This window comes from Streptomyces sp. NRRL F-5123, assembly GCF_000721495.1.
Classification (GTDB): domain Bacteria; phylum Actinomycetota; class Actinomycetes; order Streptomycetales; family Streptomycetaceae; genus Actinacidiphila.
Genome location: NZ_JOHY01000009.1, coordinates 179,302 through 203,194, shown reverse-complemented (window position 1 = coordinate 203,194; position 23,893 = coordinate 179,302). Strand labels below are relative to the sequence as shown.

17 protein-coding genes and 2 pseudogenes are annotated in these 23,893 nt (G+C 74.4%); 6 read left to right on the top strand and 13 right to left on the bottom strand.

Annotated features, from left to right (window positions below):
- Positions 1-87: 87 nt before the first annotated feature.
- The 5 genes and pseudogenes from IH54_RS0112020 to IH54_RS44420 form a co-directional block, all read right to left on the bottom strand.
- Positions 88-939, bottom strand: a complete 852-nt coding sequence (locus IH54_RS0112020) for an ABC transporter permease (protein WP_052397333.1) — start codon at positions 937-939, stop codon at positions 88-90.
- 44 nt (positions 940-983) lie between these two features.
- The gene (gene modA / locus IH54_RS0112015; protein WP_031515768.1) at positions 984-1,823 is read right to left on the bottom strand and encodes a molybdate ABC transporter substrate-binding protein; all 840 of its coding nucleotides are present in this window, start codon (positions 1,821-1,823) and stop codon (positions 984-986) included.
- Positions 1,824-2,091: 268 nt separating this feature from the next.
- Positions 2,092-3,642: pseudogene (locus IH54_RS46765) on the bottom strand (glycoside hydrolase family 3 C-terminal domain-containing protein); the annotation flags it as partial.
- A gap of 606 nt (positions 3,643-4,248) precedes the next feature.
- A pseudogene (locus IH54_RS46760) lies at positions 4,249-5,583 on the bottom strand (discoidin domain-containing protein); the annotation flags it as partial.
- Between the two features lie 199 nt (positions 5,584-5,782).
- Positions 5,783-6,073 (bottom strand): hypothetical protein, encoded by a 291-nt coding sequence (locus IH54_RS44420; RefSeq protein WP_107060157.1) that lies wholly within the window; start codon positions 6,071-6,073, stop codon positions 5,783-5,785.
- Positions 6,074-6,498: 425 nt separating this feature from the next.
- On the opposite strand from IH54_RS44420, the gene rsgA reads away from it, so the two are divergent.
- Positions 6,499-7,608, top strand: a complete 1,110-nt coding sequence (gene rsgA / locus IH54_RS0112000) for a ribosome small subunit-dependent GTPase A (protein WP_031515762.1) — start codon at positions 6,499-6,501, stop codon at positions 7,606-7,608.
- Positions 7,609-7,709: 101 nt separating this feature from the next.
- Here rsgA and IH54_RS47645 read toward each other — a convergent pair whose 3' ends face one another.
- The 3 genes from IH54_RS47645 to IH54_RS0111985 all read right to left on the bottom strand — a co-directional run bounded on the left by IH54_RS47645 (position 7,710) and on the right by IH54_RS0111985 (position 9,879).
- Positions 7,710-7,841, bottom strand: coding sequence for a hypothetical protein (locus IH54_RS47645; RefSeq protein WP_267965180.1), 132 nt, complete (start codon positions 7,839-7,841; stop codon positions 7,710-7,712).
- A 198-nt stretch (positions 7,842-8,039) separates the two neighbouring features.
- Positions 8,040-9,089: a LacI family DNA-binding transcriptional regulator gene (locus tag IH54_RS0111990; RefSeq protein WP_031515759.1), complete on the bottom strand. Its 1,050-nt coding sequence runs from the start codon at positions 9,087-9,089 to the stop codon at positions 8,040-8,042.
- 403 nt (positions 9,090-9,492) lie between these two features.
- Positions 9,493-9,879: a PPOX class F420-dependent oxidoreductase gene (locus tag IH54_RS0111985; protein WP_031515757.1), complete on the bottom strand. Its 387-nt coding sequence runs from the start codon at positions 9,877-9,879 to the stop codon at positions 9,493-9,495.
- Between the two features lie 326 nt (positions 9,880-10,205).
- Here IH54_RS0111985 and IH54_RS0111980 point away from each other — a divergent pair, with 326 nt between their 5' ends.
- A complete protein-coding gene (locus tag IH54_RS0111980; RefSeq protein ID WP_031515754.1) occupies positions 10,206-10,553 on the top strand; it encodes a VOC family protein in 348 nt (115 codons plus the stop codon).
- 56 nt (positions 10,554-10,609) lie between these two features.
- Here the strand turns inward: IH54_RS0111980 and IH54_RS0111975 are convergent, their stop codons facing one another.
- A complete protein-coding gene (locus IH54_RS0111975) occupies positions 10,610-11,095 on the bottom strand; it encodes a DUF456 domain-containing protein (protein ID WP_031515752.1) in 486 nt (161 codons plus the stop codon).
- Positions 11,096-13,118: 2,023 nt separating this feature from the next.
- Between IH54_RS0111975 and IH54_RS43025 the strand changes: the two genes are divergently transcribed.
- Together IH54_RS43025 and IH54_RS0111960 are read left to right on the top strand one after the other, a co-directional pair.
- Positions 13,119-14,321 (top strand): protein phosphatase 2C domain-containing protein, encoded by a 1,203-nt coding sequence (locus IH54_RS43025; RefSeq protein ID WP_234343468.1) that lies wholly within the window; start codon positions 13,119-13,121, stop codon positions 14,319-14,321.
- A 333-nt stretch (positions 14,322-14,654) separates the two neighbouring features.
- The gene (locus IH54_RS0111960; RefSeq protein ID WP_031515748.1) at positions 14,655-16,397 is read left to right on the top strand and encodes a pyruvate dehydrogenase; all 1,743 of its coding nucleotides are present in this window, start codon (positions 14,655-14,657) and stop codon (positions 16,395-16,397) included.
- Between the two features lie 43 nt (positions 16,398-16,440).
- Here IH54_RS0111960 and IH54_RS44415 read toward each other — a convergent pair whose 3' ends face one another.
- Positions 16,441-19,272, bottom strand: a complete 2,832-nt coding sequence (locus tag IH54_RS44415; RefSeq protein ID WP_052397320.1) for a fascin domain-containing protein — start codon at positions 19,270-19,272, stop codon at positions 16,441-16,443.
- A gap of 100 nt (positions 19,273-19,372) precedes the next feature.
- Between IH54_RS44415 and IH54_RS47905 the strand changes: the two genes are divergently transcribed.
- A complete protein-coding gene (locus IH54_RS47905; RefSeq protein ID WP_324607776.1) occupies positions 19,373-20,023 on the top strand; it encodes an ATP-binding protein in 651 nt (216 codons plus the stop codon).
- Between the two features lie 17 nt (positions 20,024-20,040).
- Here the strand turns inward: IH54_RS47905 and IH54_RS0111945 are convergent, their stop codons facing one another.
- The 3 genes from IH54_RS0111945 to IH54_RS0111935 form a co-directional block, all read right to left on the bottom strand.
- A complete protein-coding gene (locus IH54_RS0111945) occupies positions 20,041-20,787 on the bottom strand; it encodes an SDR family oxidoreductase (protein WP_031515742.1) in 747 nt (248 codons plus the stop codon).
- A gap of 169 nt (positions 20,788-20,956) precedes the next feature.
- On the bottom strand, positions 20,957-22,042 hold the full coding sequence (locus IH54_RS0111940; RefSeq protein ID WP_031515740.1) for a DUF2637 domain-containing protein: 1,086 nt from the start codon (positions 22,040-22,042) through the stop codon (positions 20,957-20,959).
- Between the two features lie 190 nt (positions 22,043-22,232).
- Entirely contained in the window at positions 22,233-23,048 is an 816-nt protein-coding gene (locus tag IH54_RS0111935; RefSeq protein ID WP_031515738.1) for a (2Fe-2S)-binding protein, read from the bottom strand.
- Between the two features lie 58 nt (positions 23,049-23,106).
- Here IH54_RS0111935 and IH54_RS0111930 point away from each other — a divergent pair, with 58 nt between their 5' ends.
- On the top strand, positions 23,107-23,874 hold the full coding sequence (locus IH54_RS0111930) for a GntR family transcriptional regulator (RefSeq protein ID WP_420711732.1): 768 nt from the start codon (positions 23,107-23,109) through the stop codon (positions 23,872-23,874).
- Positions 23,875-23,893 lie beyond the last annotated feature (19 nt).

The following is a 23,893-nucleotide window of genomic DNA, read 5'->3' as shown; positions in this document are numbered from 1 at the left end:
AAGGTCGTCGCGCGCCTCCCCGGCGTACGTGCGACCTCGCGGGCACCCTGAGGCCCGCACCGCGGGCCCCCCGCGTGCGCACGGTCCTCACAGCGCACCCCCCGTCCAGCGCTCGCGCAGGCCCGCCAGGACCGCCAGGGACACCGCGAGGAGCACCAGGCTCAGGGCGATCGCGGCCGCAGGGTCGTCCTGGAGGGCGAGGTAGACGGACAGCGGCATGGTCTGGGTGCGGCCGGGGAAGCTGCCCGCGAAGGTGATGGTCGCGCCGAACTCGCCGAGCGCCCGCGCCCACGCCAGGACCGCGCCCGCCGCGACGCCCGGCGCGATCATCGGGAGCGTCACCCGGCGGAAGGCGGTCAGCCGGGAGGCCCCGAGCGTCGCCGCGGCCTCCTCGTAGCGGACGTCCGCGGCGCGCAGTGTGCCCTCGACGGTGACGACGAGGAAGGGCATCGCCACGAACGTCTCCGCCACGACGACGCCCGAGGTGGTGAAGGGCAGCGTGAGCCCGAACGCCGAGTCCAGCCAGCGGCCGACGACGCCGTTGCGGCCCAGCGCCAGCAGCAGCGCCACACCGCCGACCACCGGCGGCAGCACCAGCGGCAGCGTCACCAGCGCGCGCAGCAGCCGCCGGCCGGGGAAGGACGTGCGGGCGAGCAGCCAGGCGAGCGGCACGCCGAAGACCAGGGACACGGCTGTCGCCAGCGTCGCCGTCTGGAGCGAGAGCCGCAGCGCCTGCCAGACCGCCGCGCTGGTGAGCTGGTCCGGCATGCTCCGCCACGGCGCCCTGATCAGCAGTGCGACGAGGGGCAGCAGCAGGAACGCGAGCGCGAGGGCGGCGGGCACCGCCAGCGCCACGGGCGCGCGACCGCCCCGGAACCGGCTCCGCCGCGCTCCCTCCGGCTTGCCGGAGCCGTCCCCGTACGGCAGCTCCGGTCGCACGGCACCGGCGCCGGACCCGGGGCCGCCCTCGGCGGAGAAGACGCTCACGGGTTCAGGAATCCCGCCTCGGTCAGGACCCTCTGGCCCTCCGCGGACTTCACCAGCGCGATGAAGGCCTGCGCGCCCGCCGTGTTGGGGGCGTGGGCGAGCTCCACGATCGGGTAGTCGTTGACCGCGTCCGCCGACTCCGGGAACTGCACGCCGTCCACCTTGCCGCCCGCCGCCCTGACGTCGGTCCGGTAGACCACCGACGCGTCGACCTCCTTCAGCTCCACCTTCGTGAGCGCGGACTTCACGTCCTGCTCGTAGGACACGGGGGTGAGTTCCAGGCCGCTCGCGGTGAGCGCCTTCTGCACGGCCGAGCCGCACGGCACGGTCCTGGCGCACAGCGCGACCTTGAGGCCGGACCTCGTGAGATCCGCGAGGCCGGCGATGTGCTGCGGGTTGCCCGGCAGCGTGGCGATCTCCAGCTGGTTGCGCACGAAGGTGGAAGGTGTGCCCTTGCCGTCGCCCGCGTCCGTGACCGTCTTCATCGTCGTGGGGCTCGCGGCGGCGAAGACGTCGGCGGGGGCGCCGGAGGTGATCGAGGCGGCGAGGGTGTCGCTGCCGCCGAAGTTGAACGTCACCTTCGCCCCCGGGTACGCGGCCTCGAAGTCCTTGCCCAGTTCGGTGAAGGTCTCCTTGAGCGAGGCCGCGGCGAAGACCGTGACCGTACCGCTGACCTTCGATGACGCGCTCGCCGCCGACGAGGGAGCCGACGGGTCCGGTGCGCTGGAGGAGGAGTCGGAGGAGTCGGAGGAGGAGCAGGCGGTGAGCGCCAGCAGCAGCGCGGCGCCGCCGACGGCGAGGGGCAGCGTACGGCGTCGTGCGGAGCGGAATGTCACAGGATGTCGTCCTCTCTGCCGCACACGGGGCGCGGGCACCGGGACGATCTTATGTCCGCAGTTGCGAGGAGGACGAGGCGGTCCGCATTGCAGAATCCAAACGATCCGGCCTCCGGCCCTCGCGCCTGCGGAAGGCAGACGGTGCGGTCCGGGGCCGGATCGGGAGCCGGCCGCGCCACCGGGACGGGACGGCCCGGGGACGCGGCCGGCGGTCATGACCGGGCCGGGGCCCGGAGCCGGTTCACGTCCGGCTCCGGGCCCCGCCGGATCAGCCTGTCGCCCAGCTCGTCAGCCCGGCGCCGTACTGGTAGAGCGGGTTGCCGTACGTCGGCGGCACCGTCTGGCCCGCGCCGATCTTCGCCCGGATGTCCGCCCGCTCGGCGTCGGTCGCGCCGAGGTCGTACGGCAGGTCCCACGCCTCGTTCGCGTCGGCCTGCACGTCGCCGCCGCCCGGCTTGAGGATCTGGTCCAGGCTGCGCGGCAACTGCCAGGGCAGATGGCCGTGCGGGGTGTAGTCGCCGAAGAGCAGGCTCGCCGTCGCGGGCCCGACCTCCTCGCCGCCGCGGTAGGTCACCACGATGGCGTCGGCCAGGTTGTTCCAGTCGCTGATCACGATGGGCCGCGGCAGCGTCAGCACGACGACCACCTTGAGCCCCTGGTTCTTGTAGTTCTGGATCAGCGCCAGCTGGTCGGCCGGCAGGTACGGCTGGGTGTCCGGCCAGGCCGTGGCGTGGGTGTACGACGGTTCGCCGACGTACACCACCGCGACCTTCGGGTTGGTCGCCGTGCCCTGGGAGACGTTCACCCCGTTCTGCCCGGCTCTCGCCTTCAGGGCGTCGAGCTGGTCCAGCGATCCGTAGTCGGGGTGGAAGTAGCTGGACCAGATGCAGCAGGCCGCACCGTCGGTCGCCCGGTCCCCGGCCACCACGATGTTGTCGCCCGAGTTGAGCTTGAGCGGCAGCACACCGTTGTTCTTGAGCACGGTGTTCGACTCGCGGGAGGCCTGGTTTGCCAGCTGCGTGTACGACGGTTGGTGGAAGCGGAACGGGCCGTTGACCGGGTCGCCGTACGGGTGCTCGAAGACGCCCAGCTCGAACTTGAGCGTGAGGATCCGCTTGACCGCGTCGTCGATCCGGGACTGCGGCACGTTCTGCTCGAAGGACCCCATGGTGAAGCCCTCGGCGCCGGGGTCGGCGCCGCCCATCACGTCCGAGCCGGCGTTGGCCGCGTTGACCCACGCGCCCGACGGCAGCCAGTCCGTGGTGATCAGACCGGTGTAGCCCATGTTCTGCCGCAGGTAGGTGAGGATCTTCGCGCTGTCGCCCGCGCCCGGACCGCCCGGGTCGAGGTACGAGCTGCCCGCGTAGCCCGGCATGATGTTGACCGCGCCGGCCTCCATCGCCGCCCGGAACGGGATCATGTGGTATTTGATCGTCGTCGCGTCGTAGACGATGCCCGCCTCGCCGCCCGCGCCCTCGCCCGGCCAGTGCTTGACAGTGGCCAGCACCGAGGACGGGTTGAGCTCGGGGCCGCCCTGGAGCCCCGCGACCAGCGCCTTGAGCTGCGCGGCTGCGACGTCGGCGTTCTCGCCGCCACCTTCCTGGATGCGCGGGTAGAGCACCTTGGTGCCGACCTCGGCGAGCGGCGACAGGGTGCCGCGCGCACCGACCTCCAGCTCCTCCTTGCGCTGCATGTCGCCGAGCTTGTAGTCGAGCGGGTAGTCCTTGCCCGCCGACAGCGTGCTCTGCAGCGGGTAGGTGGTCTGGTAGCCCGCGGTCGTGTCACCGGCGGAGACCGGCGGGATGCCGAGCCGGGTCGCGGCCGTGGACTTCAGCACGGTGTCCAGGTCCCCCGGCTGCGCCGGCCCGAAGTGCCAGCCGGACAGCGGGTAGGTCTGGACGTTGTAGAACATCTGGTAGGCCTTCTCCTCCGCCGTCATGCGGCTGAGGAGGTCGTTGACCCGCACGTCGACCGGCTGCCGCCAGTCCTCGTACGGCTCGATCTGCCCGTCCTTGTTGAGGTCGCGGGCGCCGTTGACGACGTTGACGCCGTCCGCCACCTGCTCGACGTCCGGCAGGTAGACGCTGAACTGCCGGATGTCGGACGTGGTTCTGGCGCCCGAGCCGGTCACGGCCACCACGAACCACTTGTACGTCCAGCGGTCGGTGATGTCCCAACTCGGCGTGTACGTCGTGCCGGTGGGCTCGGCCACCTTGGTGTAGAGGTCCAGCAGGTTGCCGGACGCCGTCCAGTCGTAGTCGGTGCGGCTGATGTTGAGCCACACCTCGTAGTGGGCGGCGCCGGAGACCGCGTTCCAGCTCAGCTGCGGGCGGCGGGTGGTGGTGACCATCGCCTTGTTCGCGGGGGCGGACAGCTGGAACTGGCCCGTGGTGGCCGGGGCCTTGGTCGGGCCGGACAGCAGCGGCGGGGTCGCGGTGGAGGTGTCGACCGTGCCGTACACCTGGAACTCCCAGAGGGAGTAGCCGTATCCGGTGGCGCGGGCGGTGCCGGTGAAGCGCACGTAGCGGCCCTTGCCGGTCACGGGCAGCTTCTCCACGCCGCCCTTGCCGGTCGTGGTCGCGTAGACCTGCGTCCAGGAGGTGCCGTTGTCGGAGACCTCGATGCGGTAGCCGGTGGCGTACGCGGACTCCCAGGTGAGCACGAGGCCGCTGAGGGTGCCCGTGCCGCCCAAATCGACCTGGAGCCACTGGTTGTCGCTCGCCAGGCTGGACCAGCGGGTGGTCGTCCGGCCGTCGAGGGCGGCGGCCGGGGCGTTGCCGCCCTCGTAGGAGGACGCCGTGACCTGCTTGAAGGCGGAGATCACGGTGCCGGAGAAGTCGCCGCCACCGGGGTTGCCGGGGTCGGTCGTGGGAGGCGTGGTGCTGCCGCCGCCGGAGGTGGTGCGGACCTGGAACTCCCACAGGGAGTAGCCGTATCCGTTCGCCCGCACGGTGCCGTACATCCGCACGTAGCGTCCGGTGCCCGAGACGTCGAGGGTCTGGACGCCGCCGGGGCCGGTGGTCGTCGAGTAGATGTCGGTCCAGGTCTGCGCGTTGTCCGAGACCTGGATCCTGAAGGAGGTGCCGTATGCCGCCTCCCAGTTGAGCACCACCTGGCAGACGGTCTGCGACGAGCCCAGGTCGACCTGGAGCCACTGCGGGTCGCTCGCGGCGGAGGACCAGCGGGTGCCGGTGTCGCCGTCGACGGCCGCGGACGCCGGGGTGCCGGCGTTCTCGGTGGAGGAGGCCGTCGCGGTCCTGCCCTGCGCCGCGTTGGCGGTGCCGCACGTACCGGGGCTGGTGCCGCCGGTGCTGCCGTAGACCTGGAACTCCCAGAGGGAGTAGCCGTATCCGGTGGCGCGGGCGGTCCCGTACATCCGCACGTAGCGTCCGGAAGCGTTTACGGGGATCGACTGCTGGCCGCCCGTCGCGGTCGTGGTGGAGTAGGCGTCGGTCCACGTCTGGCCGTTGTCGGAGACCTGGATCTTGAACGCCGTGGCGTAGGCCGTCTCCCAGTTGAGCGAGACGGAGCTGAGGGTGTCGGTGGCGCCCAGGTCGACCTGGAGCCACTGCGGGTCACTGGCCGCGGAGGACCAGCGGGTGCCGGTGTTGCCGTCGACGGCCGCCGAGGCCGGGGTGCCGGCGTTCTCGGTGGAGGAGGCCGTCGCGGTCCTGCCCTGCGACAGCAGTGTGGGGGCGGCGTGCGCGGTGCCGGCCGTGGCGGTGATCGCCCCGGCCACCGCGACCACGGCCGCCACCATCGCGGTCAGTAAAGGTCTTCTGCGCCGGAAGCCCCGCCGGAAGGGGGACAGGAGGCTCATATGCATCTCCATGGGGGGTCGGGCCTCGTTAGGAAGCTTGGAGAGCGCTCTCCCGGGGGAGTTTCACCGAGCCGTGAAGCGGTGTCAATGCCTGTGCACAGGAAGGCCGTTGCCGCCGTGGTCGCGGCGGGACGCCGGGTCAGGACCCGCACTGCCGCCCGTCGTCCGTCGGCATCGGTGCCGGGAGGGCGCTGCGCATCCGCTCCTCCGTCCAGTAGGACGCGACGGCGGACGGGTCCTGCGTGCTGCGGTGGCCGGTCGAGAGCCCGGCCGAAGCGGTGTCGCGCGCCGCCGGGCAGCCGTCGCCCGCCCCCGCGTCCCCGCACCCCCCGGCCAGCAGCACGACGGCCGCCACGACCGGCAGCGCGGCGGCCACGGGCGTACGCACCCTGCGGGGCAGGCGGGCGTACGAGGTCTTCGCGTGGGCCATGGCTCCAGGGTAGGGACGGGGGCAGGGGCGGACCAGGGGTTGCGCGTACCCGGCGGGGGCGGGCCGGTTCGCCCCCGCCGTCGCGACGGCCGAGCCCATCGTGACCACCGGCAGCCCGAAGGCGGCGCCCTCCTCCAACGGCGGCGGTCCCTCCACGGTGGTCCGACCCGCGGCGGAAAAACGTGGTGGCGCGCGGCCGCGCGGCGCGCTACCGTCACACGTGTTCGTACGGGAGCCGGTCGCGGTTCCCGTACCGGCCGTTCGAGCGAGCGAGGAGGTGTGGACCGATGGCTGTCTTTGCGCTGGGCGCTGCCCGTATTCAGCAGATCGTGCCATGCACTCCCGTGGTCTCCGGCTGACCTTCCTTCCTCTTCGCGCGCGCTCGGCGCGCCGCTGCCGGGGCCACCCTTTCGAAGGGTTCCCCCTTGACTTTCGCTTTTCGTGACACCTCCTCGCACGCCCTCACGCCGTACGGCTGGGACGACGTGTGGGAGGCGGAGTTCGCCCCGTACGCCGCGCAGGGGCTGGTGCCCGGGCGGGTGGTGCGGGTGGACCGGGACCAGTGCGACCTGGTCACCCCCGCGGGGCCGGTCCGGGCCGACACCGCGCTGGTGATGCCGCCCGACCCGATGAAGGTGGTGTGCACGGGCGACTGGGCCGCCGTCGACGCCGCCGGCGATCCGCTGTTCGTCCGGGCGCTGCTGCCGCGGCGCACCGCGTTCGTCCGCTCCACCTCCTCCAAGCGCTCCGAGGGGCAGGTGCTGGCGGCCAACACGGACTACGCGGTGGTGTGCGTCTCGCTCGCGGCCGACCTCGACCTCGGGCGGCTGGAGCGCTTCGTGTCGCTGGCCTGGGAGAGCGGTGCCCGGCCGGTCGTGGTGCTCACCAAGGCCGACACGGTCGCCGACACCGCCTTCCTGCGGGCCGACGCCGAGGCCGCCGCGCCCGGCGTGGACGTGCTCGTCGTCAGCTCCGCCACCGGCGAGGGGCTCGACGCGCTCACCGCGGTGATCGGCGACGGCACGTCCGTGCTGCTCGGGCAGTCGGGCGCCGGCAAGTCCACCCTGACCAACGCGCTGGTCGGCCACGACGTCCAGGAGGTGCAGGCCACCCGGGACGCGGACGGCAAGGGCCGGCACACCACGACCACCCGCGACCTGCGCGTGCTGCCCGGCGGCGGGTCGGTCGTCGACACCCCCGGGCTGCGCGGCGTCGGGCTCTGGGACGCGCAGCAGGGCGTCGGGCAGGTCTTCGCCGAGATCGAGGAGATGGCCGCGGACTGCCGTTTCCAGGACTGCGCGCACGAGACGGAGCCGGGCTGCGCCGTCCGGGCCGCGCTCGACGACGGCCGCCTCACCCACCGGCGCCTCGACAGCTACCGCAAGCTGCTGCGCGAGAACGCCTGGATCGCCTCGCGCACCGACCAGCGGCTGCGTGCCGAGATGCGGCGCGAGTGGAAGCTGCGCTCGGCGGCGGGGCGTGAGATGTACGAGCGCAAGCGCGGCGGAGGCGGTGGCCACCGCCGTACGGTCTGAGGCCCGGGAGACCGGGGGCCCGTCGCTCCGGAACCCCCGGGATCCCTCAACCCACCTGCGGGCGCGGGCACTTGCCCGGCCCCGCCCGCGGGGGCGCCGTCTCACCCCGTGCCGCGGTCCCGTTCCTGGCGGCGTCGCGGGGTGAGCGGGCTGCCCGCGCTCCAGAACGAGCCGATGACGACGGCCACCACGAGCGCGATTATCACGACTCCGAGAATCACGGAGTAGGCCATGGCAGTCCTCCTCGTCCTCCGGGGCGGCCTTCACCGCTCCCTCACGTTTCGCTGCCCGACCGTGACCTTCCCGTTGCCCGACGTTCCCAACCCACGTCGCCCGCAACCGGTTTCACCGGCCCGTACCCGAACGGGACGGCCCCGTACAAACGGTGACGACCCGTCGGCCGACAGTGGCGGACCACCGGCCGGGGCACCTCACGCCGAGGCGCGCACCACCAGCTGGGTGGGGGTGACGATCGGCGCGAGCGCGACCGGGGCGGCGCCGTCGCCGGACGGCGACTCCAGGGCGCGCAGCAGCAGCCGCGCCATCATCCGGCCCATCTCCTCGATGTCCTGCCGGATGGTGGTGAGCGGCGGATCGGTCCACTCCGCCACCGAGACGATGTCGTCGAAGCCGATGACCGCGACGTCCTCCGGCACCCGCAGCCCGCGCCGCCGCAGCACCCGCAGCGCCCCGGACGCCATGACGTCGGAGGCGGCGAAGACGGCGTCCAGGTCGGGGGAGCGCTTCAGCAGCTCCTCCATCGCGAGGGCGCCGCCCTCGGGTGTGAAGTCGCCCTCGGCGACCAGCGCCGGGTCGGTGTTCGGCAGCACGTCGCGGAAGCCGTCGAGGCGGTCGATGGACGCGGTCTGGTCCAGCGGGCCCGCGATGTGCGCGATCCGGCGGCGTCCCAGGCCCAGCAGATGGCGTACGGCGTCGCGCGCGCCGCCGCGGTTGTCGCAGTCGACGTACAGCGTCGTCGGCCCGGACGCGGCGTCCGACCAGCCGGGCCGACCGCCTATCACGGTCGCCACGCCCGCCCGGCGCGCCATCTCCGGCAGCGAGTTGTCGTCGTGCAGCGAGAAGATGAGCGCGCCGTCCACATGGCCGCCGGCCAGGTAGCGGCCCACCCGCTGGTAGTCGGCGGCGCCTTCGGTGAGCAGCAGCACCAACTGGTTGTCGTGGACGGTCAGTTCCTTGCTGATACCGCGCACCTGCTGGGCGAAGAAGGGGTCGGCGAAGAAGCGCGTCTCCGGCTCGGCCACGACCACGGCGACCGCGCCGTTGCGCCGGGTCACCAGCGTGCGGGCGGCCTGGTTGGGCACGTACCCCAGCTCGTCGACGGCCGCGCGCACCCGCTCGGCCAACGGCGCCCGTACGCCCTCGCTGCCGTTGACCACCCGCGAGACCGTCGCCCGCGAGACCCCGGCCCGGGCCGCGACTTCCTCAAGGGTCGGGCGGGCCGCGAACGTCGGGTCGGACACGGGGAGGGCTCCTTCGTACACGGATAACAGAAAATCCCGGGATCGGTACGGACACCGACAGCGTAACGGGTCACCGGGTGTGCGTGAGAGCGCTCTCTTATTTCACAGCGTGAGCTTTGCCCTGGCGGGGGCGGGGGGAGGGGCCGGAGGAGGGGCGGTCGGAGCGGGGCCGGAGGAAACGGGCGAAGGGCCCGGAGTGGGGTGAGGTCCCGTGCGGGGTGCGGGTGGGGCTCGGGCGGCAGCCGGGACGGCGGTGCGGGCGGGGCTCGGGTGGCGGTCGGGGCGGCAGCCGGGACGGCGGTGCGGGCGGGGCTCGGGTGGCGGCCGGGGCGGCAGCCGGGACGGCGGCGTGGGCGGGGCTCGGGTGGCGGTCGGGGCGGTGGCGCGGGCGGGGTGCGGGCCCTCAGTCCTCCAGGCCCCAGCTGATGATCGCGTACGGGGTGATCCGGATCAGCTCGGGGCTCATCTGCGGCCCCAGGTCGTGCGGGCCCACGACCTGCTCGGCCGTGCCGCGGATCTCCACGCCGCGCACCCGCCAGGGCTTCAGGCTCGCGATGTCGTCGACGACGAGCGAGACGTTCTCGTTCGCGGCGACGTTCCGCCACTTCTTCGTGGTGCCCATCGAGTAGCCGCCGATTTCGACCGTGCCGTCCGGGCGCAGGAAGAAGCCCACCGGGTTGGCCTGCGGGCGGCCCTTCGCGTCCACTGTCGCGAGCCGGCCGAGGCGCTGGCCGCGCAGGTAGGCGAGCTCGGTGTCGTCCAGTTCCGTCCGGGTGTTCGGCTTCGTCATGCCGTCCACCCTGCCACCGCCCCGGCGGACCCGCATCGGGCCCGCGGCGTAGGGCGTGTTGCCTCGGTCGGACGGAGTAGCCCGTCCCCGTGCTGTCGGGCCCGTCCCCTCCGTCCCGTTCCCTCTGCCCTGTCCGTCCCGTCCCGGCGGCCGGGGTCGTCCGGGGGAGGCCGCCGGGCCGGACGCGGACGCGGGCGCAGGTGTGCGGGCGCGTGTGGGCGTTCGGGTGTTCGGGCGTGCGGGCAAGGTGGTGGCGGGCGTGGTGGAATGGGCGGGGGCCGTGCCTGCCGGGCCCCGCCCTGACCGCTCGCCGAGGGGAGCAGCCCGTGGTCGTACGCCGTGTGGTGACCGTCGTCCATTCCCTGGCCGCCGAGCGGAGCCGGGAGTTCTACGGGCTGATCGGCCTGGAGCCGGTCATGGACCACGGCTGGATCATGACGCTCGCCTCCCCCGTCGAGCCCGCCGCGCAGCTCAGCGTGATGTCCGCCGACGCGACCGCGCCCGTGAGCCCGGACATCAGCATCGAGGTGGACGACGTGGACAGGGTCTACGCCCGCGTACTGCGCAGCGGTGCGGAGATCGTGCACCCGCTGCAGGACGAGGAGTGGGGCGTGCGGCGCTTCTTCGTCCGCGACCCCGGCGGGAAAGTGGTCATCGTCCTCTCGCACCGCTGAACCGCGGGCGGTGGCGCCGCCCGGATCCGGGTCCCGGTCCGGGCCCCTGCCCGGGGTCAGGACGCGATCACCGCGCCCAGCCACGTACCCGCGACCAGCAGACACGCCAGCAGCTCGACCAGCACGGACGTGCCCACCGCGCGCATCGCCGTACGCGTCGCGCCCCACGCGGCGCGGTGGCCGCCGCCCAGCCGGACGCGCTGGGACACGTACAGATAGCCCACGAAGCCCAGGACGGCGCCGAGCACCGGGACGAGGAAGAAGCCGGCGATCGCGACCGCCCCCGCGTCGATCACCGTCCGCCAGGCGAGGCCGGACGCGCGGATCCGGCGGTTCGGCAGCAGCCACAGCACCACCTGGGCGACCGCCAGCACCCCCGTGGCCCCGGCGAGCACGCCCCACGTCAGGCTCGTGTGCTCGGACGTCGCCCACCACAGCACCGCCGCCCAGCACAGCAGCGTGCCGGGAACACCGGGCACGGGCACGCACACCAGGCCGAGCAGCATCACGATGCCGATCAGCCCCGTCTGCGCGGTCCCCATGGACCCACCCTGCCGGATCCGCGCGCTTCCCGCCGCCGCGGGTGGCCCTTGGCACCTCCGTACGGGTACGCGCCGCCGGCTGCGGGCGATGGTGCTGGTGGGGCCGGTGCGGTGGGGGAGCGGGCGGCGAAGGGCGGCGCGCGGTGCGGCGATTCCACGTTTCCCGGCGGGCCGGGCGGTGGACAATAGGGGCATGAGGCAGCAGGGGGACTCACCGAAGCGTCAAGAAGACGACTGGTGGCGGCAGTTGTACGACGAGGAGGCCGGTGGCGTGGCCGGTGCGGGGGGTCGGGCGCCGGACTCGATCGACGAGCACTTCGACACGGCTGTGAGCGCGATGTCCCCGCCGCCGCCCGCGTCGCCCCCCGCCGACACGCTCCGGCTGCGCCGCCCCGTCCCCCCGCCGCCCCCACCGTCCTGGCCTCGCCCGACCCGCACCCCGCCGCCGGTGGCGCCTGCGCCCGGTGGGCCGGGTTCGCCCGGGCCGGTGGCGCCCGCGCGGGGTGAGGGTAGGGAGGGGGTTGCCCCGCCGGTGGCGCCTGCGCCGGGCGGGCCGGGTTCGCCTGGGCCGGTGGCGCCCGCGCGGGGTGAGGGTGGGGAGGGGGTTGCCCCGCCGGTGGCGCCTGCGCCCGGTGGGCCTGGTGTGCCGGGTGGGCCTCCGGCGGGTGGGTCTGGGGCGGATGTGCCGGATCCCGTCGGTGCGGGTGAGGGTGGGACTGCCTTGCCGGGCGCGCCCGCGTCGGGTGGGCCCGGCGGGTCGGAGGTTGGGTCGGTGACTCGGGGGGAGGGTGCCCCCGTGGGGGGTACGCCGAGGGTGCCGGTCGTGCGGTTGCCGGGGCGTGCATTGCCGGTGGCTCCGCCGCAGGCCGGCGAGGAGGTCGCCCCGCCGGCGGCTCCGGCCCCGGGGGCCGCGCCCGTGCCGGACGAGGGTGGGACGGTTCCGCCGGGGGCCCGCGCGCCGGGTGCGTCCGGGGGACCCGCGGCGGGTGACGTCGCGCCGCCGTCCGCCGGGTACGCGCCGGGCGGTACACCGGGGTTCGCGAGTGAGGCGGGCCCCGATGCGTACGGCACCTCCGCCGGTGAGGGCGGCAGCGCGCCGGAGGACGTGCCGGAAGGGCGGGGTGCCGAGGCGCCGCCGTGGGATGCGTGGGCGGCCCGTCCCATGTTCCCCTCGCCGGGCGAGGACCGCGGCGAGGAGCCGGGCGCGGAGGAAGCGCCGGGTGCGGGTGCGGGTGCGGGTGCGCAGGCCGGGCCCGACACGCAGCGCCGCTGGCCCGTGTGGTCGCCGCGGCCCGGAACCGCGGAGGGCCGCCCGGTGCAGCCGCGCCCCGGGCCGGGGCCGGAGCCGGAGCCGCGAGCCGAGGCCGCGGCCCCGGAGTGGGGCGCCGCACCGCCCGCCCCGGCGGAACCGTGGACGTCGGCACCACCCGCGGGGTGGCCGGTCCCGCGCTTCCCCGAGCAGCAGGAGCGCCCGCCCGCGCCGGGGCCTGACGCCACGTTCAGCCCGGCGGAGCCCTGGTCGTCCCCGGCCCCCGCCGAACGCGGCCCGTACGCACCGCCGCGTTCCCCCCGCGTCGCGCCCGAGGAGAACCCTTACCGCACCTCGCCCGCCGCTGACGTACTGCCGGTCGAGCAGGCACCACCCACGAGCGAGGCCGACCCGGTGCCGCCCGCCGGTGCGGCTGCCTCTGGACCGCAGGCCCCGAGCGGGCCCGGGGCCGTGCCGCCTGCCGGTGCGGTTGCTCCCGCGCCGCCGGTGGCGCCTGGGCCGCAGCCCGCGCAGCCCGTGAGCGGGCCCGGGGCCGTGCCGCCTGCCGGGGCGGTTGCCCCCGCCGCGCAATTCGCGCCGCCCGCCCCGCCCGTGGCACCCGCCTCCGGCCCCGAGCCGATCGTGCCGCCCCCGCCCGTGTCCGGCGCAACGGCCCCGGGGCCCGAGATCGCCGCCCCCGGCGTGCCGCAGCCGTACGTACCTCCGGTCGGTCCGGCCGGGCCCCTCGCGCGGGCGGCGGCGGATCCGCGGTCCGTGCCGTCGCGAGGGCCCGCGGTGTCCGGGGCGGGCGAGCCCTACCGTTCGCTGGCCGACGCGTTCGCCTCCCCGGCACGGGCGGTGCCCCCCGCGGGCGAGCCGGGGGCCGGGGCCGGGCCCGACTTCCCGGCGGACGGCGCGGACCCCGCCGGTGCGCCCGCCCTGCGGCCCGCAGCGGCCGGCGGGGTGAGCCCCGGCGCCGCGCCCGCGCCGCCCACCGCGATCGAGCCGCCCGCCGTGCGGGCCGAGCTGCCGCCCGCCGAAGCCGCGGCGTGGGGCGAGACGGCGTACACGGAGGGGGCCGTGCGGTGGGCCCCCGAGCTGCCGCCCGGGTGGGTGGCCGCGGCGGAGGAGGAGCCGGCCGCGACCGTGGTGGGCGGCAGCCCGCCGACGTACGCGGCCGAGCCGACCGCCTGGCCCGAGGCCGATCCCGAGGGTCTGGACGGCCTGGTGCCCGACACCGTGCTGGACGGCGCGCGGTACGCGGGCATGACGCTGCGTACGGTCAGCCTGCGCGGGGACTCCGCGCGCTACCGCGGCCAGCCGCGACGCGACGCGCTGCTCACCGCCCGCTTCGGCTCCGGCGACGACGCCCTGCTGCTGGTCGCGATGGCCAGCGGCGCGCGGGCCGCGGACGACGCGCACCGCGCCGCGCAGGACGCCGTGCGGTGGATCGCCGGGGCTGTCGGCCGCAGCCGTGAGCGGCTGGCCGGCGACCTGCGGGCGGCCCGGCGCGGCGCGCTCAAGTCGGGCCTGCACCGGCTCACCGACCGCTGCTACGGGCGGCTGCGGGCGCGCGGCGAAGACCTCGGCCTGGAGGACGGCGCCTACACCGCGTCACTGCGCTGCCTGCTGCTGCCGGTGGATCCGCGGTGCCGGATCCGGCTCTTCTTCGGGGTCGGCGACGGCGGGCTCTTCCGGGTGCGGGACGGGGTCTGGCAGGACCTGGACACCGCCCCGGAGGACGCCGGATCGCCCTTCCGTTTCCGGGCGACGTCCGCGCAGGCAGGTGACGCCCTCGTGATGTGCAGCGCCGGGCTGGCCGAGCCGCTGCGGGGCGAGCCGGAGCTTGCGGCGCTGCTCGCGGAGCGCTGGGGCGGCGGCCGCGCACCGGGCCTCGCGGGCTACCTGGCCGACGTCCAGACCCGGGTCAAGGGCTACGCCGACGACCGCACGGCGGCGACCGTCTGGGACGCCTGACGCCTGACGCCTGACGCCTGGCGCCCGGCGCCCGGCGCCCGGCACCTGGCGCCCGGCGCCCGTCCGGGACCCCGCGCCCGGCGCCCGGCGCCTGAGGCCTGAGACGAGCCGCCCCCGTACGGGCCTGGCCCCCGTACGGCCTGGCCCCCGGCCGGGTGAACGCTCTCCCGGAGCTGCCCACCCGGCGGGCCGGGCCCACCTGGCGGGCCGGGCCCGTCCGCCGCGGGCCCGCGACCGTCCGCGTACCGGCCCCGTCGCCCTGCACCCCGCGGTCTCCCGCGGTCCCGCGGTCCCGCGGATGCGGCGGCTCCGCGCTCGTGCGGAGATGGATACATGGCGAAGCAGACCGTGGCCGAGCAGTTCATCGACATCCTCGTACGCGCGGGCGTGCAGCGGCTCTACGGGGTCGTGGGCGACAGCCTCAACCCCGTCGTCGACGCGGTGCGGCGCACGCGCTCGCTCGAATGGGTGCACGTCCGGCACGAGGAGACCGCCGCGTTCGCCGCGGGCGCGGAGGCGCAGCTCACCGGGCGGCTCGCGGCGTGCGCCGGGTCCTGCGGGCCGGGCAACCTGCACCTCATCAACGGGCTCTTCGACGCGCACCGCTCGATGGCCCCGGTGCTCGCGCTCGCCTCGCACATCCCCAGCAGCGAGATCGGCACGAGCTACTTCCAGGAGACGCACCCGGACCGGCTGTTCACCGAGTGCAGCCACTACAGCGAGCTGATCTCCAGCGCCGCCCAGATGCCGCGGGTGCTGCAGACCGCGATCCAGCACGCAGTGGGCCGCGGCGGGGTGTCGGTCATCAGCCTGCCCGGCGACATCGCCGCCCACCCCGCGCCGCAGCGCAGCATCGAGCACGCGCTCGTCACCCGCCGCCCCACCGTGCGACCGGGCGACGCCGAACTCGACGCGCTGGCCCGTATGGTGGACGGCGCCCGGCGGATCACCCTCTTCTGCGGCAGCGGCACGGCGGGTGCGCACGACGAGGTGATGGCCTTCGCCGAGCGCGTCAAGTCACCCGTGGGGCACGCGCTGCGCGGCAAGGAATGGATCCAGTTCGACAACCCCTACGACGTCGGCATGAGCGGCCTGCTCGGCTACGGGGCGGCGTACGAGGCGATGCACGAGTGCGACCTGCTGATCCTGCTGGGCACCGACTTCCCGTACAACGCCTTCCTGCCCGACGACGTGGCGATCGTCCAGGTCGACATGCGGCCCGAACACCTCGGCCGCCGTTCGAAGTTGGACCTGGCGGTGTGGGGGGACGTCGGCGAGACGCTGCGCTGCCTGACCCCGAAGGTGCGGGAGAAGACCGACCGGCGCTTCCTGGACCGGATGCTGAAGAAGCACAGCGACGCGCTGGAGGGCGTCGTCAAGGCCTACACCCGCAAGGTCGACAGGCACCGGCCGATCCACCCCGAGTACGTGGCCTCGGTGCTGGACGAGGAGGCCGACGACGACGCGGTCTTCACCGTCGACACCGGCATGTGCAACGTCTGGGCGGCCCGCTACCTGACGCCCAACGGCCGCCGCCGGGTCATCGGTTCGTTCACGCACGGCTCGATGGCCAACGCGCTGCCGCAGGCAATCGGCGCGCAGTTCCTGGATCGCGGGCGCCAGGTCGTGTCGATGTCCGGCGACGGCGGCTTCAGCATGCTGATGGGCGACTTCCTCACCCTCGTGCAGTACGACCTGCCGGTGAAGGTCGTGCTGTTCGACAACTCCTCGCTCGGCATGGTCGAGCTGGAGATGATGGTCGAGGGCCTGCCCGCGTACGGGACCACCAACCACAACCCCGACTTCGCGGCGGTGGCGCGCGCGGCGGGCGCGTACGGGGTGCGGGTGGAGAAGCCGAAGGAGCTCCGCTCGGCGCTGCGGGACGCCTTCCGGCACAAGGGCCCGGCGCTGGTCGACGTGGTGACCGACCCGCACGCGCTGTCCCTCCCGCCGAAGATCACCGGCGAGCAGATCGGCGGCTTCGCGCTGTCGGTCGGCAAGGTGGTGCTGGACGGCGGGGTCGGCAAGATGGTGCAGATGGCCCGTTCGAACCTGCGCAACGTGCCGCGCCCGTAGTGCTGTTGCCGGACGCGGCACGCTGCATGCCCTGTGCGGGAGGTCAGTTGGTGATCAGGTCGAACTCCTCCCAGGGGCCGATCGCCGTGCGGTTGGCGATGAGCGGCTGCGCGCCGGCACTCTCCGCGGTCACGTAGTCGCCGTTGACGCGCGCCTTGAGGCTGACGCTGCCGTCACCGTTGTGGATCAGCTGGAACTGCTCCCACGTCCCGACCGCGTCGACCTTCGCCAGCAGCGGCGCGGCTCCCGCGTTGTCGGCGGTGACGTACTTGTTGTCGGCGTGCGCGCGCAGCGCGATGTAGCCGCCGCCCGCGTCGATCTCGTCGAACTGCTCCCACGGCCCGATCGCCGTGCGGTTGGCGATCAGCGGCGACGCGCCGGCGTCATCGGCCGTGACGTAGTCGCCGTTGGCGTGCGCCCGCAGGCTGATGACGCTGCCGTTGCCGGGGCTGGTGCCGCCTCCGCCGTCGAGGCCGATCTGCACGTTGCCCAGGTGTCTGGCGGCGGTCGCGGGCGAGCCGCCGACCTGGGCGTACGGCAGCGAGGCCGTCGGCGTGCCGGTGCGCTCGACCAGGTACGACTGGCCGGACGAGACGGGCACGCTGACGGTGCCCGCGGTGGTGGAGGACACCACGACGGCGCCCGACGACCCGTTCACGACCTGGATCGCCTGGCCCGGCCAGGGGTTGCGCACGCGCATGGTCTGCGACGACCCGGCCTGGATGGCGACCGTGACCGGGGTGCCGCCCTGCACCTGGACATCGACCTTGGTGTTGCCCTGCACCGACACCGTGCCGCTGACGTCCCAGCCGGACGGCCACGCGGGTGCGATCCGCAGCAGCCCGTCGTAGTCCTGCACCAGCGCCTCGTCCAGCGCGGTGGCGACCCCCGAGATCTGCTCGATGTAGCCTTCCGTGCCCACGCTGTTGCCGAGGTCGGCCAGGCCGTTGATGTAGACCTGGTGGCCCTGCGTGATGGACACCAGCCTGGCCGCGACCTCGCTCGCCAGCCCCAGCCGGGCCGCGTCGATCGCGTCCATGCTCCAGTCGTTGCCGCCCGTCACCGGCCGGTGGTTGTACGTGCGCACGCCCAGGTCGTGCAGCGCGCCCGGCTCGTCGGTGACGAGGTTGTACGGCCACACCGGCTCCAGGCCGATGTTCTCGCTGTTCCTGATCGTCGCGGTGGGCTGGTAGGAGTCCGCGATCATGTCGTTGCCCTGGGCGTCCGCGGACGGCGGCAGCACCTGCGTGCGGCCGTAGTCCGTACGCGCCCAGTCCGGTATCTGGCCCTGGGCGGTGGTGAGCTGGCTGATCAGGGTGGTGTCGCCGGTGTTCAGCAGCTGCGCCGCCTTGACCACCACCGGGAAGAGGGCCGCGTCCGCCGCGAGGTCGGTGGTCGGGTCCTGCACCGCCCACTGGGTCTCGTGCGCGTTGGCGACCGCGTGCAGCTTCCCGTCGGAGCCGACCTTCTGGTATGCGAGCAGGAAGACCGCCGAGTCCTTCATCAGCGGATAGTAGGTGCGCAGGAAGTTCAGGTCGCCGGTGTCCTGGTACTGCCGCCACACGTACAGGCTGATCTCCGCGCCCGACGTGACGTTCAGGGCGTTCCAGTTGGGGCTGCCGGGCCGGCTGCAGGCCCCGTTGGCGCCGGCGCCCGGGTCGCCGCCGTTGCCGTTGAAGCGCATGACCTCGGGCACGCAGGCGCCGGGGAGGCCGCCCATCTGCTGCTTCGTCCACGCCTCGATGCCGGCGAGGCTGTTCTGGTAGAGGTTGAAGATCGGGATGTTGAGGGCGAAGTTGCCCGAGGACATGTTCGCCGAGATCTGGGTGCGCAGATTCCACAGCCAGGTCGCCGAGGGCGTCCAGTTCTGGTGGTCCTGGCCGAAGTTGAACATGTCGGCCACACCCGCCTGGCTGCCCGGGACGGTCGCGCGCATCGAGGCGGCCTCCATGAAGAGGTAGATCGTGCGCAGCGACTCCATGTACTGGGCCTGGCCGTCGGCCGACTCGGCCTCCAGGATGCCGGTGCTCGCCCAGTAGTTGGCCCACCACGACTGCTGCGAGCCGAGCAGCGACGACTCGGCGGCGGTCGCGTCCGAGCCCAGCAGGCCCGACGCGGTGCCGGCGGCGTTGCCACCGGTCCAGGTCGGCGAGCCCACGACGACGCGGTACGACCCGTCGGTGTTCGGCGTGAAGTCGACCTTCACCTGGGTGTTGCCGACCACCCGCGCCGACACGTTGCGGCCGCCGGCCGACAGCGCGGCGAGCGAGCCGAACGTCTTCCCGGACCAGCCGGCCTCCTGGTTGTCCACCCAGGTCTCGGCGAGCGTGCCGATCGCACCGGACGCGGCGGCCTGCGGGCTGCGGCCCGACCACAGGCTGACGGTCGCGGACTGCGCGGTGTTCGGGTCGGCGCCGGTCACGTCGACGACCAGCTCGTCCTTGGTGGCCGACACCCACGCCTTGAGCGTCATGCCGCCGCCGGACTCGGTGAGCACCCCGGTGTAGAGGTCCAGGGTGCCCTTGAAGTCCGAGGCGCCGGTGAGCTTGGACAGGCCGGGAATCTGCACCTGGCCCGGCGACTTGCGGCCGGGCAGCGTGTCGGCCCGGTTGAGCTGCGCGGTGAAGCCGCCGGCCGCCCACGCGGCGACGCCGAGCGAGCCGTTGCCGAGCGGCAGCGACTGCGCGGCCTGCGAGTTGGGCGAGCCCAGCACGATGTCGGAGCGGCGCACCACGTTGGGCGTGTCCACGTGGTAACTGCCGTTCTGCCACGCGGTGGTCGCCGTCGCCGCCGAAGCGGCCGTGGGGGAGACGGCGGGGACCAGTACGGCGGCCGCGAGCAGCGCCGCAGTAGCCAGGGCTGGTGGTCGGATCATTCGGCGTCGGCCGAAAGTGTGGGGCTTTCGGTTCACGAGCGGTTCCTCCTGAGGAGAGAAGGCCTGTGGTACAGGCGCGTTCACCCGTGGATGGCGAGGGGTGAACGGGCCACACAGTGACGGGAGGCCAGGGCCGTGTCAAGGCATCGACGCGTCATACATCCGACCTATCAACGCCCCCTGGCGGAAACCCCGTTGGCCCCCGGGCATCCAGCAAAGCCCCGCCGCCCCGCTCCCGCCCCGCGTATCGCGCCGTCGCGCTCGTCACAGGACTGGACGGGGTGCACGCGGGGCATGCCTTTGTCAGGGGAAAAATCGGTCCGGACCGGAACGGGGGAGGCTCACGGACAGCACGGGGAATCGTCTACGGTACGCGGTCCGGCGCGCGGATCTGCGGGCCGTCGCGGAGTCCCGCAGACGCCTGCGGGACCACCTGCGCCAGTGGGGAGTGCCGGCACTCGCCGACACCGCGGAACTGCTCGCCACCGAGATCGTCACCAATGCCCTCCAGCACACCGGCGGCGGCGCCGTCCTGACGGCCACGCTCTCGCCGGGCCCGGCGCGCACGCTGCGGGTGGAGGTGCACGACTCGCTCGGCCGCCGCCCGCCCGGCGGCGGACGCCCCGCCGACGACGCCACGTCGGGCCGCGGCCTGCTCCTCGTCGAGGCCCTCGCCGACACGTGGGGCGTGCAGGCGCGGGGGGCGGGGAAGGTCGTGTGGTTCGAGATCGAAGCGGCGGCCGCCGCCTAGTCTCCTGACTCAGGAGACTAGGCCAGGCCGCCCGTGGCGCGCAGGTTCTGGCCGGTGACCCAGCGGCCGTCGGGGCCGGTGAGGAAGGCGACGGCGGCCGCGATGTCGGTGGGCAGGCCGAGGCGGCCGAGCGGGGTGATGCGGGCGACGGCCTCCAGCGCCTCCGCGGGGTTGACCGAGCGCAGCAGGTCGGTGTCCGTCGCGCCGGGCGAGACGGTGTTCGCGGTGATGCCGCGCGGGCCCAGCTCCTGCGCGGCCACCGCGGTCAGCTGCTCGATCGCGCCCTTGCTCGCCGCGTACGCCCCGATGCCGCGCGCGGCCCGCGCGGTGTTGACCGACGAGACGGTCACGATCCGCCCGCCGTCGCGCATCCGGCGGGCCGCGTACCGCAGCGTCAGGAAGACCGCGCGGGTGTTCACGGCCAGCACCGCGTCGAAGAGGTCGGTGCCGGTCTCCGCGAGTGTCGTCGGCTTGTGCGAGAGCGCCGCGTTGTTGACGAGGATGTCGAGCCCGCCGAGCGTCTCCTCCGCGGTGCGCATCAGCTCCTCCGGGCCGTCCGGGTCGGCCAGGTCGACACGGACGGCGTGCGCCCGGCCGCCCGCCGCGCGTACCGCGGCGGTGACCTCCTCCGCCGCGCGCTCGTCGCTGAGGTAGCCGAAGACGACCTCGGCCCCGTCCGCGCACAGCCGCTCCACCACGGCCCGGCCGATCCCTCGCGAGCCGCCCGTGACGACCGCCGCCCTGCCCTTCACGCCCTGGTCCACTGCCGCCGCCTTTCGTTGCCGATTCAGGGGACCGACGCTAACCCCAACCGCCGTGGTGGGGGCAGCAGTTCGCGGTGAGCGATACAGGCGGGCGCACAAAGGCGACGGGACCGCGTACGGGCGGCCAGTGCCCGTACGCGGTCCCGCGCGGTCGTCGGTGCGGCGGCGGTCAGCCGAACTGCCGCTCCATCTCGGCCAGTTTGCGCTCCAGCGAGTCCAGCCGCGGCAGCGTCATCGTGTCGTCCTCGGCCGTCAGGTCGATCGGGAAGGACCCGCCGCCCGCCGTCGCGCCGGTCGTCTGCGCGGCGTCGTCGCGCACCGGCTGGAGTGCGGGCAGCGCGCGGACCGGCAGCTCGGCGGAGGCCGTGCCGGACCCGGCTATGGCGGGCTCCGACGCCCCCTCGCCCGAGCCGGCCAGGCTCGCGGCGGGCACGTCCACCGGCACCTGCCGGCCGCCACCGCCGCGCGGCCAGGAACGGCCCTGCCGGCTCAGCGCCTTGATCTTGGCCCGCTCCAGCCGGTCGTGGTCGCGGCGGCGCAGCTGGTTGCTCTCCCGCTGCCGCTTGTCCTCGCGGACCTCCTCGACCGCCTCGTCCAGCGAGCGCACGCCCTCCAGCAGCATCAGCGACCACGCGGCGAAGGTCTCGCGCGGGGCGCGCAGCCAGCGCACCATGCGGATCTGCGGCAGCGGGCGCGGCACGAGGCCCTGCTCGCGCAGCGCCGCCCGGCGGGTCTGCTTCAGGGCGCGGTCGAAGAGCACCGCGGCCGACAGCGACATGCCGGCGAAGAACTGCGGCGCGCCCGCGTGGCCCATGCCGCGCGGCGCGTGCACCCAGTTGAACCAGGCCGCGGCACCCGCGAAGAGCCACACCAGCATGCGCGAGCCGAGCGCCGCGTCACCGTGGCTGGCCTCCCGCACCGCCAGCACGGAGCAGAACATCGCCGCCCCGTCCAGGCCGAACGGCACCAGGTACTCCCACCCGCCGGTCAGGTTCAGGTTCTCCCGGCCGAAGCCCACCAGACCGTGGAAGGAGAGCGCGGCCGCGACCGCGGCGCAGCAGAACAGCAGCACGTACGACGCGCTGCCGTAGACCGCCTCCTTGCGGCGGCGGCGCTCCTCGCTGCGCTCCCAGGAGTCCGCGGGCTTCCCTTCCGCGTTCTGCGTGCGGCGGGTGCGGAACACGACCGCGCACGCCGCGAGCACGACCAGGCCGACGATGCCCGAGAGCACCCAGTCCAGCGATATGTCTCTCATATGCGTTTCCTAGAGTCGCTTCCCGTCGCGCTCGGGCCGCGGGACGGCGTACGACCGACATCTTTGCGAAGAGCGCGGGTGAGTGCAGACGTTATGGCACAAGAGTCGCGGCGAAATCCCGCGAAGAGGGACGTTTGCTCGAACTCGCGTGCCAGAGCAGTCTAGTTGAGCGAGATCGTAGCGCGGCCGCTCAGGCCGCCGTCGCGCGGCGCCCGATCCGGTCGGAAGCGGTCGCACGCGGGCACGAAACGCACTCCTGCTCGGGGCTGACGGTGTAGAAGAGGCAGCACGTCAGTCGATCCCGCGCACAACCACCCACCGGCGCACCCCTGTTGCCCGCGTACGGGGCGGCGCGGAAGCCGGCGCCGCCCGCGTAGGGCGCGGTGTCGCCCGGGAGCAGCTCCGTCAGCTCCGCGACCGCGCGCTCCTCCTGGCCCATCAACCCCGCGACGTAGTGCAGGCCTTCGGTGACCTCGTCGGTCGCCATCGCCCACAGCGCCCGCGGCCCGCGCCGCATCCGCGGCCCGAACGCGTCCAGCAGCGGCGCCAGATGCTCGGCGACCGCTGCCCGCAGCTCGTCGCGCAGCGCCGCCTCGGACGGTACGGTCCACGCGCCCGGCAGACCCGCCGCCGGGTCGTCCGGCAGGCAGGCGAAGGTGCCGGTGCGTACGGTCATGGCGCCGGACGCGCGGTGGAAGGACACGTCCGCGACCGGCAGCCGCGGCACCCGGCGGTGCAGGAACCACGGCACCGTGAAGAGCAGGCACGCGGGCCAGGCGTAGCGGTGCAGGGCGAGCGCGGCCGCGACGTGCGGGCGCGGCGCGCGGCCGTACTCCCGGGTCAGATCGGCGGTGTCCTGCGCGGCGAAGGCGTCCAGGGCCGCGCCGCCCGTCGCCAGCTCCGCGGCACCGACCCAGCCGCCGCCGGAGCGCGGCGCGCCCTCGGTCACCCGCAGGCCGGGGAAGGCCGCGGCGAGCCGGGCGTAGGCGGTGCCGGTCACGGACATGCGCGGGCCTTCCGGAGAGCCGAAGATCAGCAGAGGTAAGCCTTACCTTAGCCTGTGGGTGCGGCGATTATGCTCACCGCTGTACGCCATAGGGGTGACCCAGGGGGCGTGCGACGCCCCGGCCGGGGCGTCCGGCCGACGAGAACGAGAGGTGGAGCGGCTGATGGAGGGTCCAGCGTCCCTGCGGGGCGGCGGCCGGGCGCCGCTGCCGGCGCCGCGGCGGATGCCGGAGCGGCACTCCGTCCGCGGGCAGGTCCTCGCCGAGCTGCGGGCCGCGCTGCTCACCGGCGAGCTGCCGCCCGGCTCCGTGCACTCCGCGCCCGCGCTCGGGGCGCGCTACGGGGTGTCGGCCACGCCGGTCCGGGAGGCCATGCAGCTGCTCGCCCAGGAGGGCGCCGTCGAGGTGCTGCCCAACCGCGGCTTCCGGGTGACCCGCCGCACACCGGCCGACCTCGCGGAGATCGCGCAGGTCAGGATGCTGGTCGAGATACCCGTCGTGCAGTCGCTGGCCCGCAGCGTGCCGGCCGCGCGCTGGGCCGAGCTGCGGCCGCTCGCCGGCGCCGCGGCGGCGGCCGCGGAGGCCGGCGACCGCGCCGGGTACGCGGAGGCGGACCGCGCCTTCCACCGCGCGCTGCTGCGGCACATGGGCAACACCCAGCTGCTGGAGGTCGCCGACACCCTGCACCGCAGCGCCCAGTGGCCCGCCGAGGGCCCGCGCCCCGACCTGCGCGCCCACGCCGCGCACCACGACGCGCTGCTCGACGCGCTCGCCTCCGGCGCCCCCACCGAACCCCTGCTGCGGACCCACCTCGCCGCCTGCCCCTGAGCCGCCTGCCCCTGTCCCG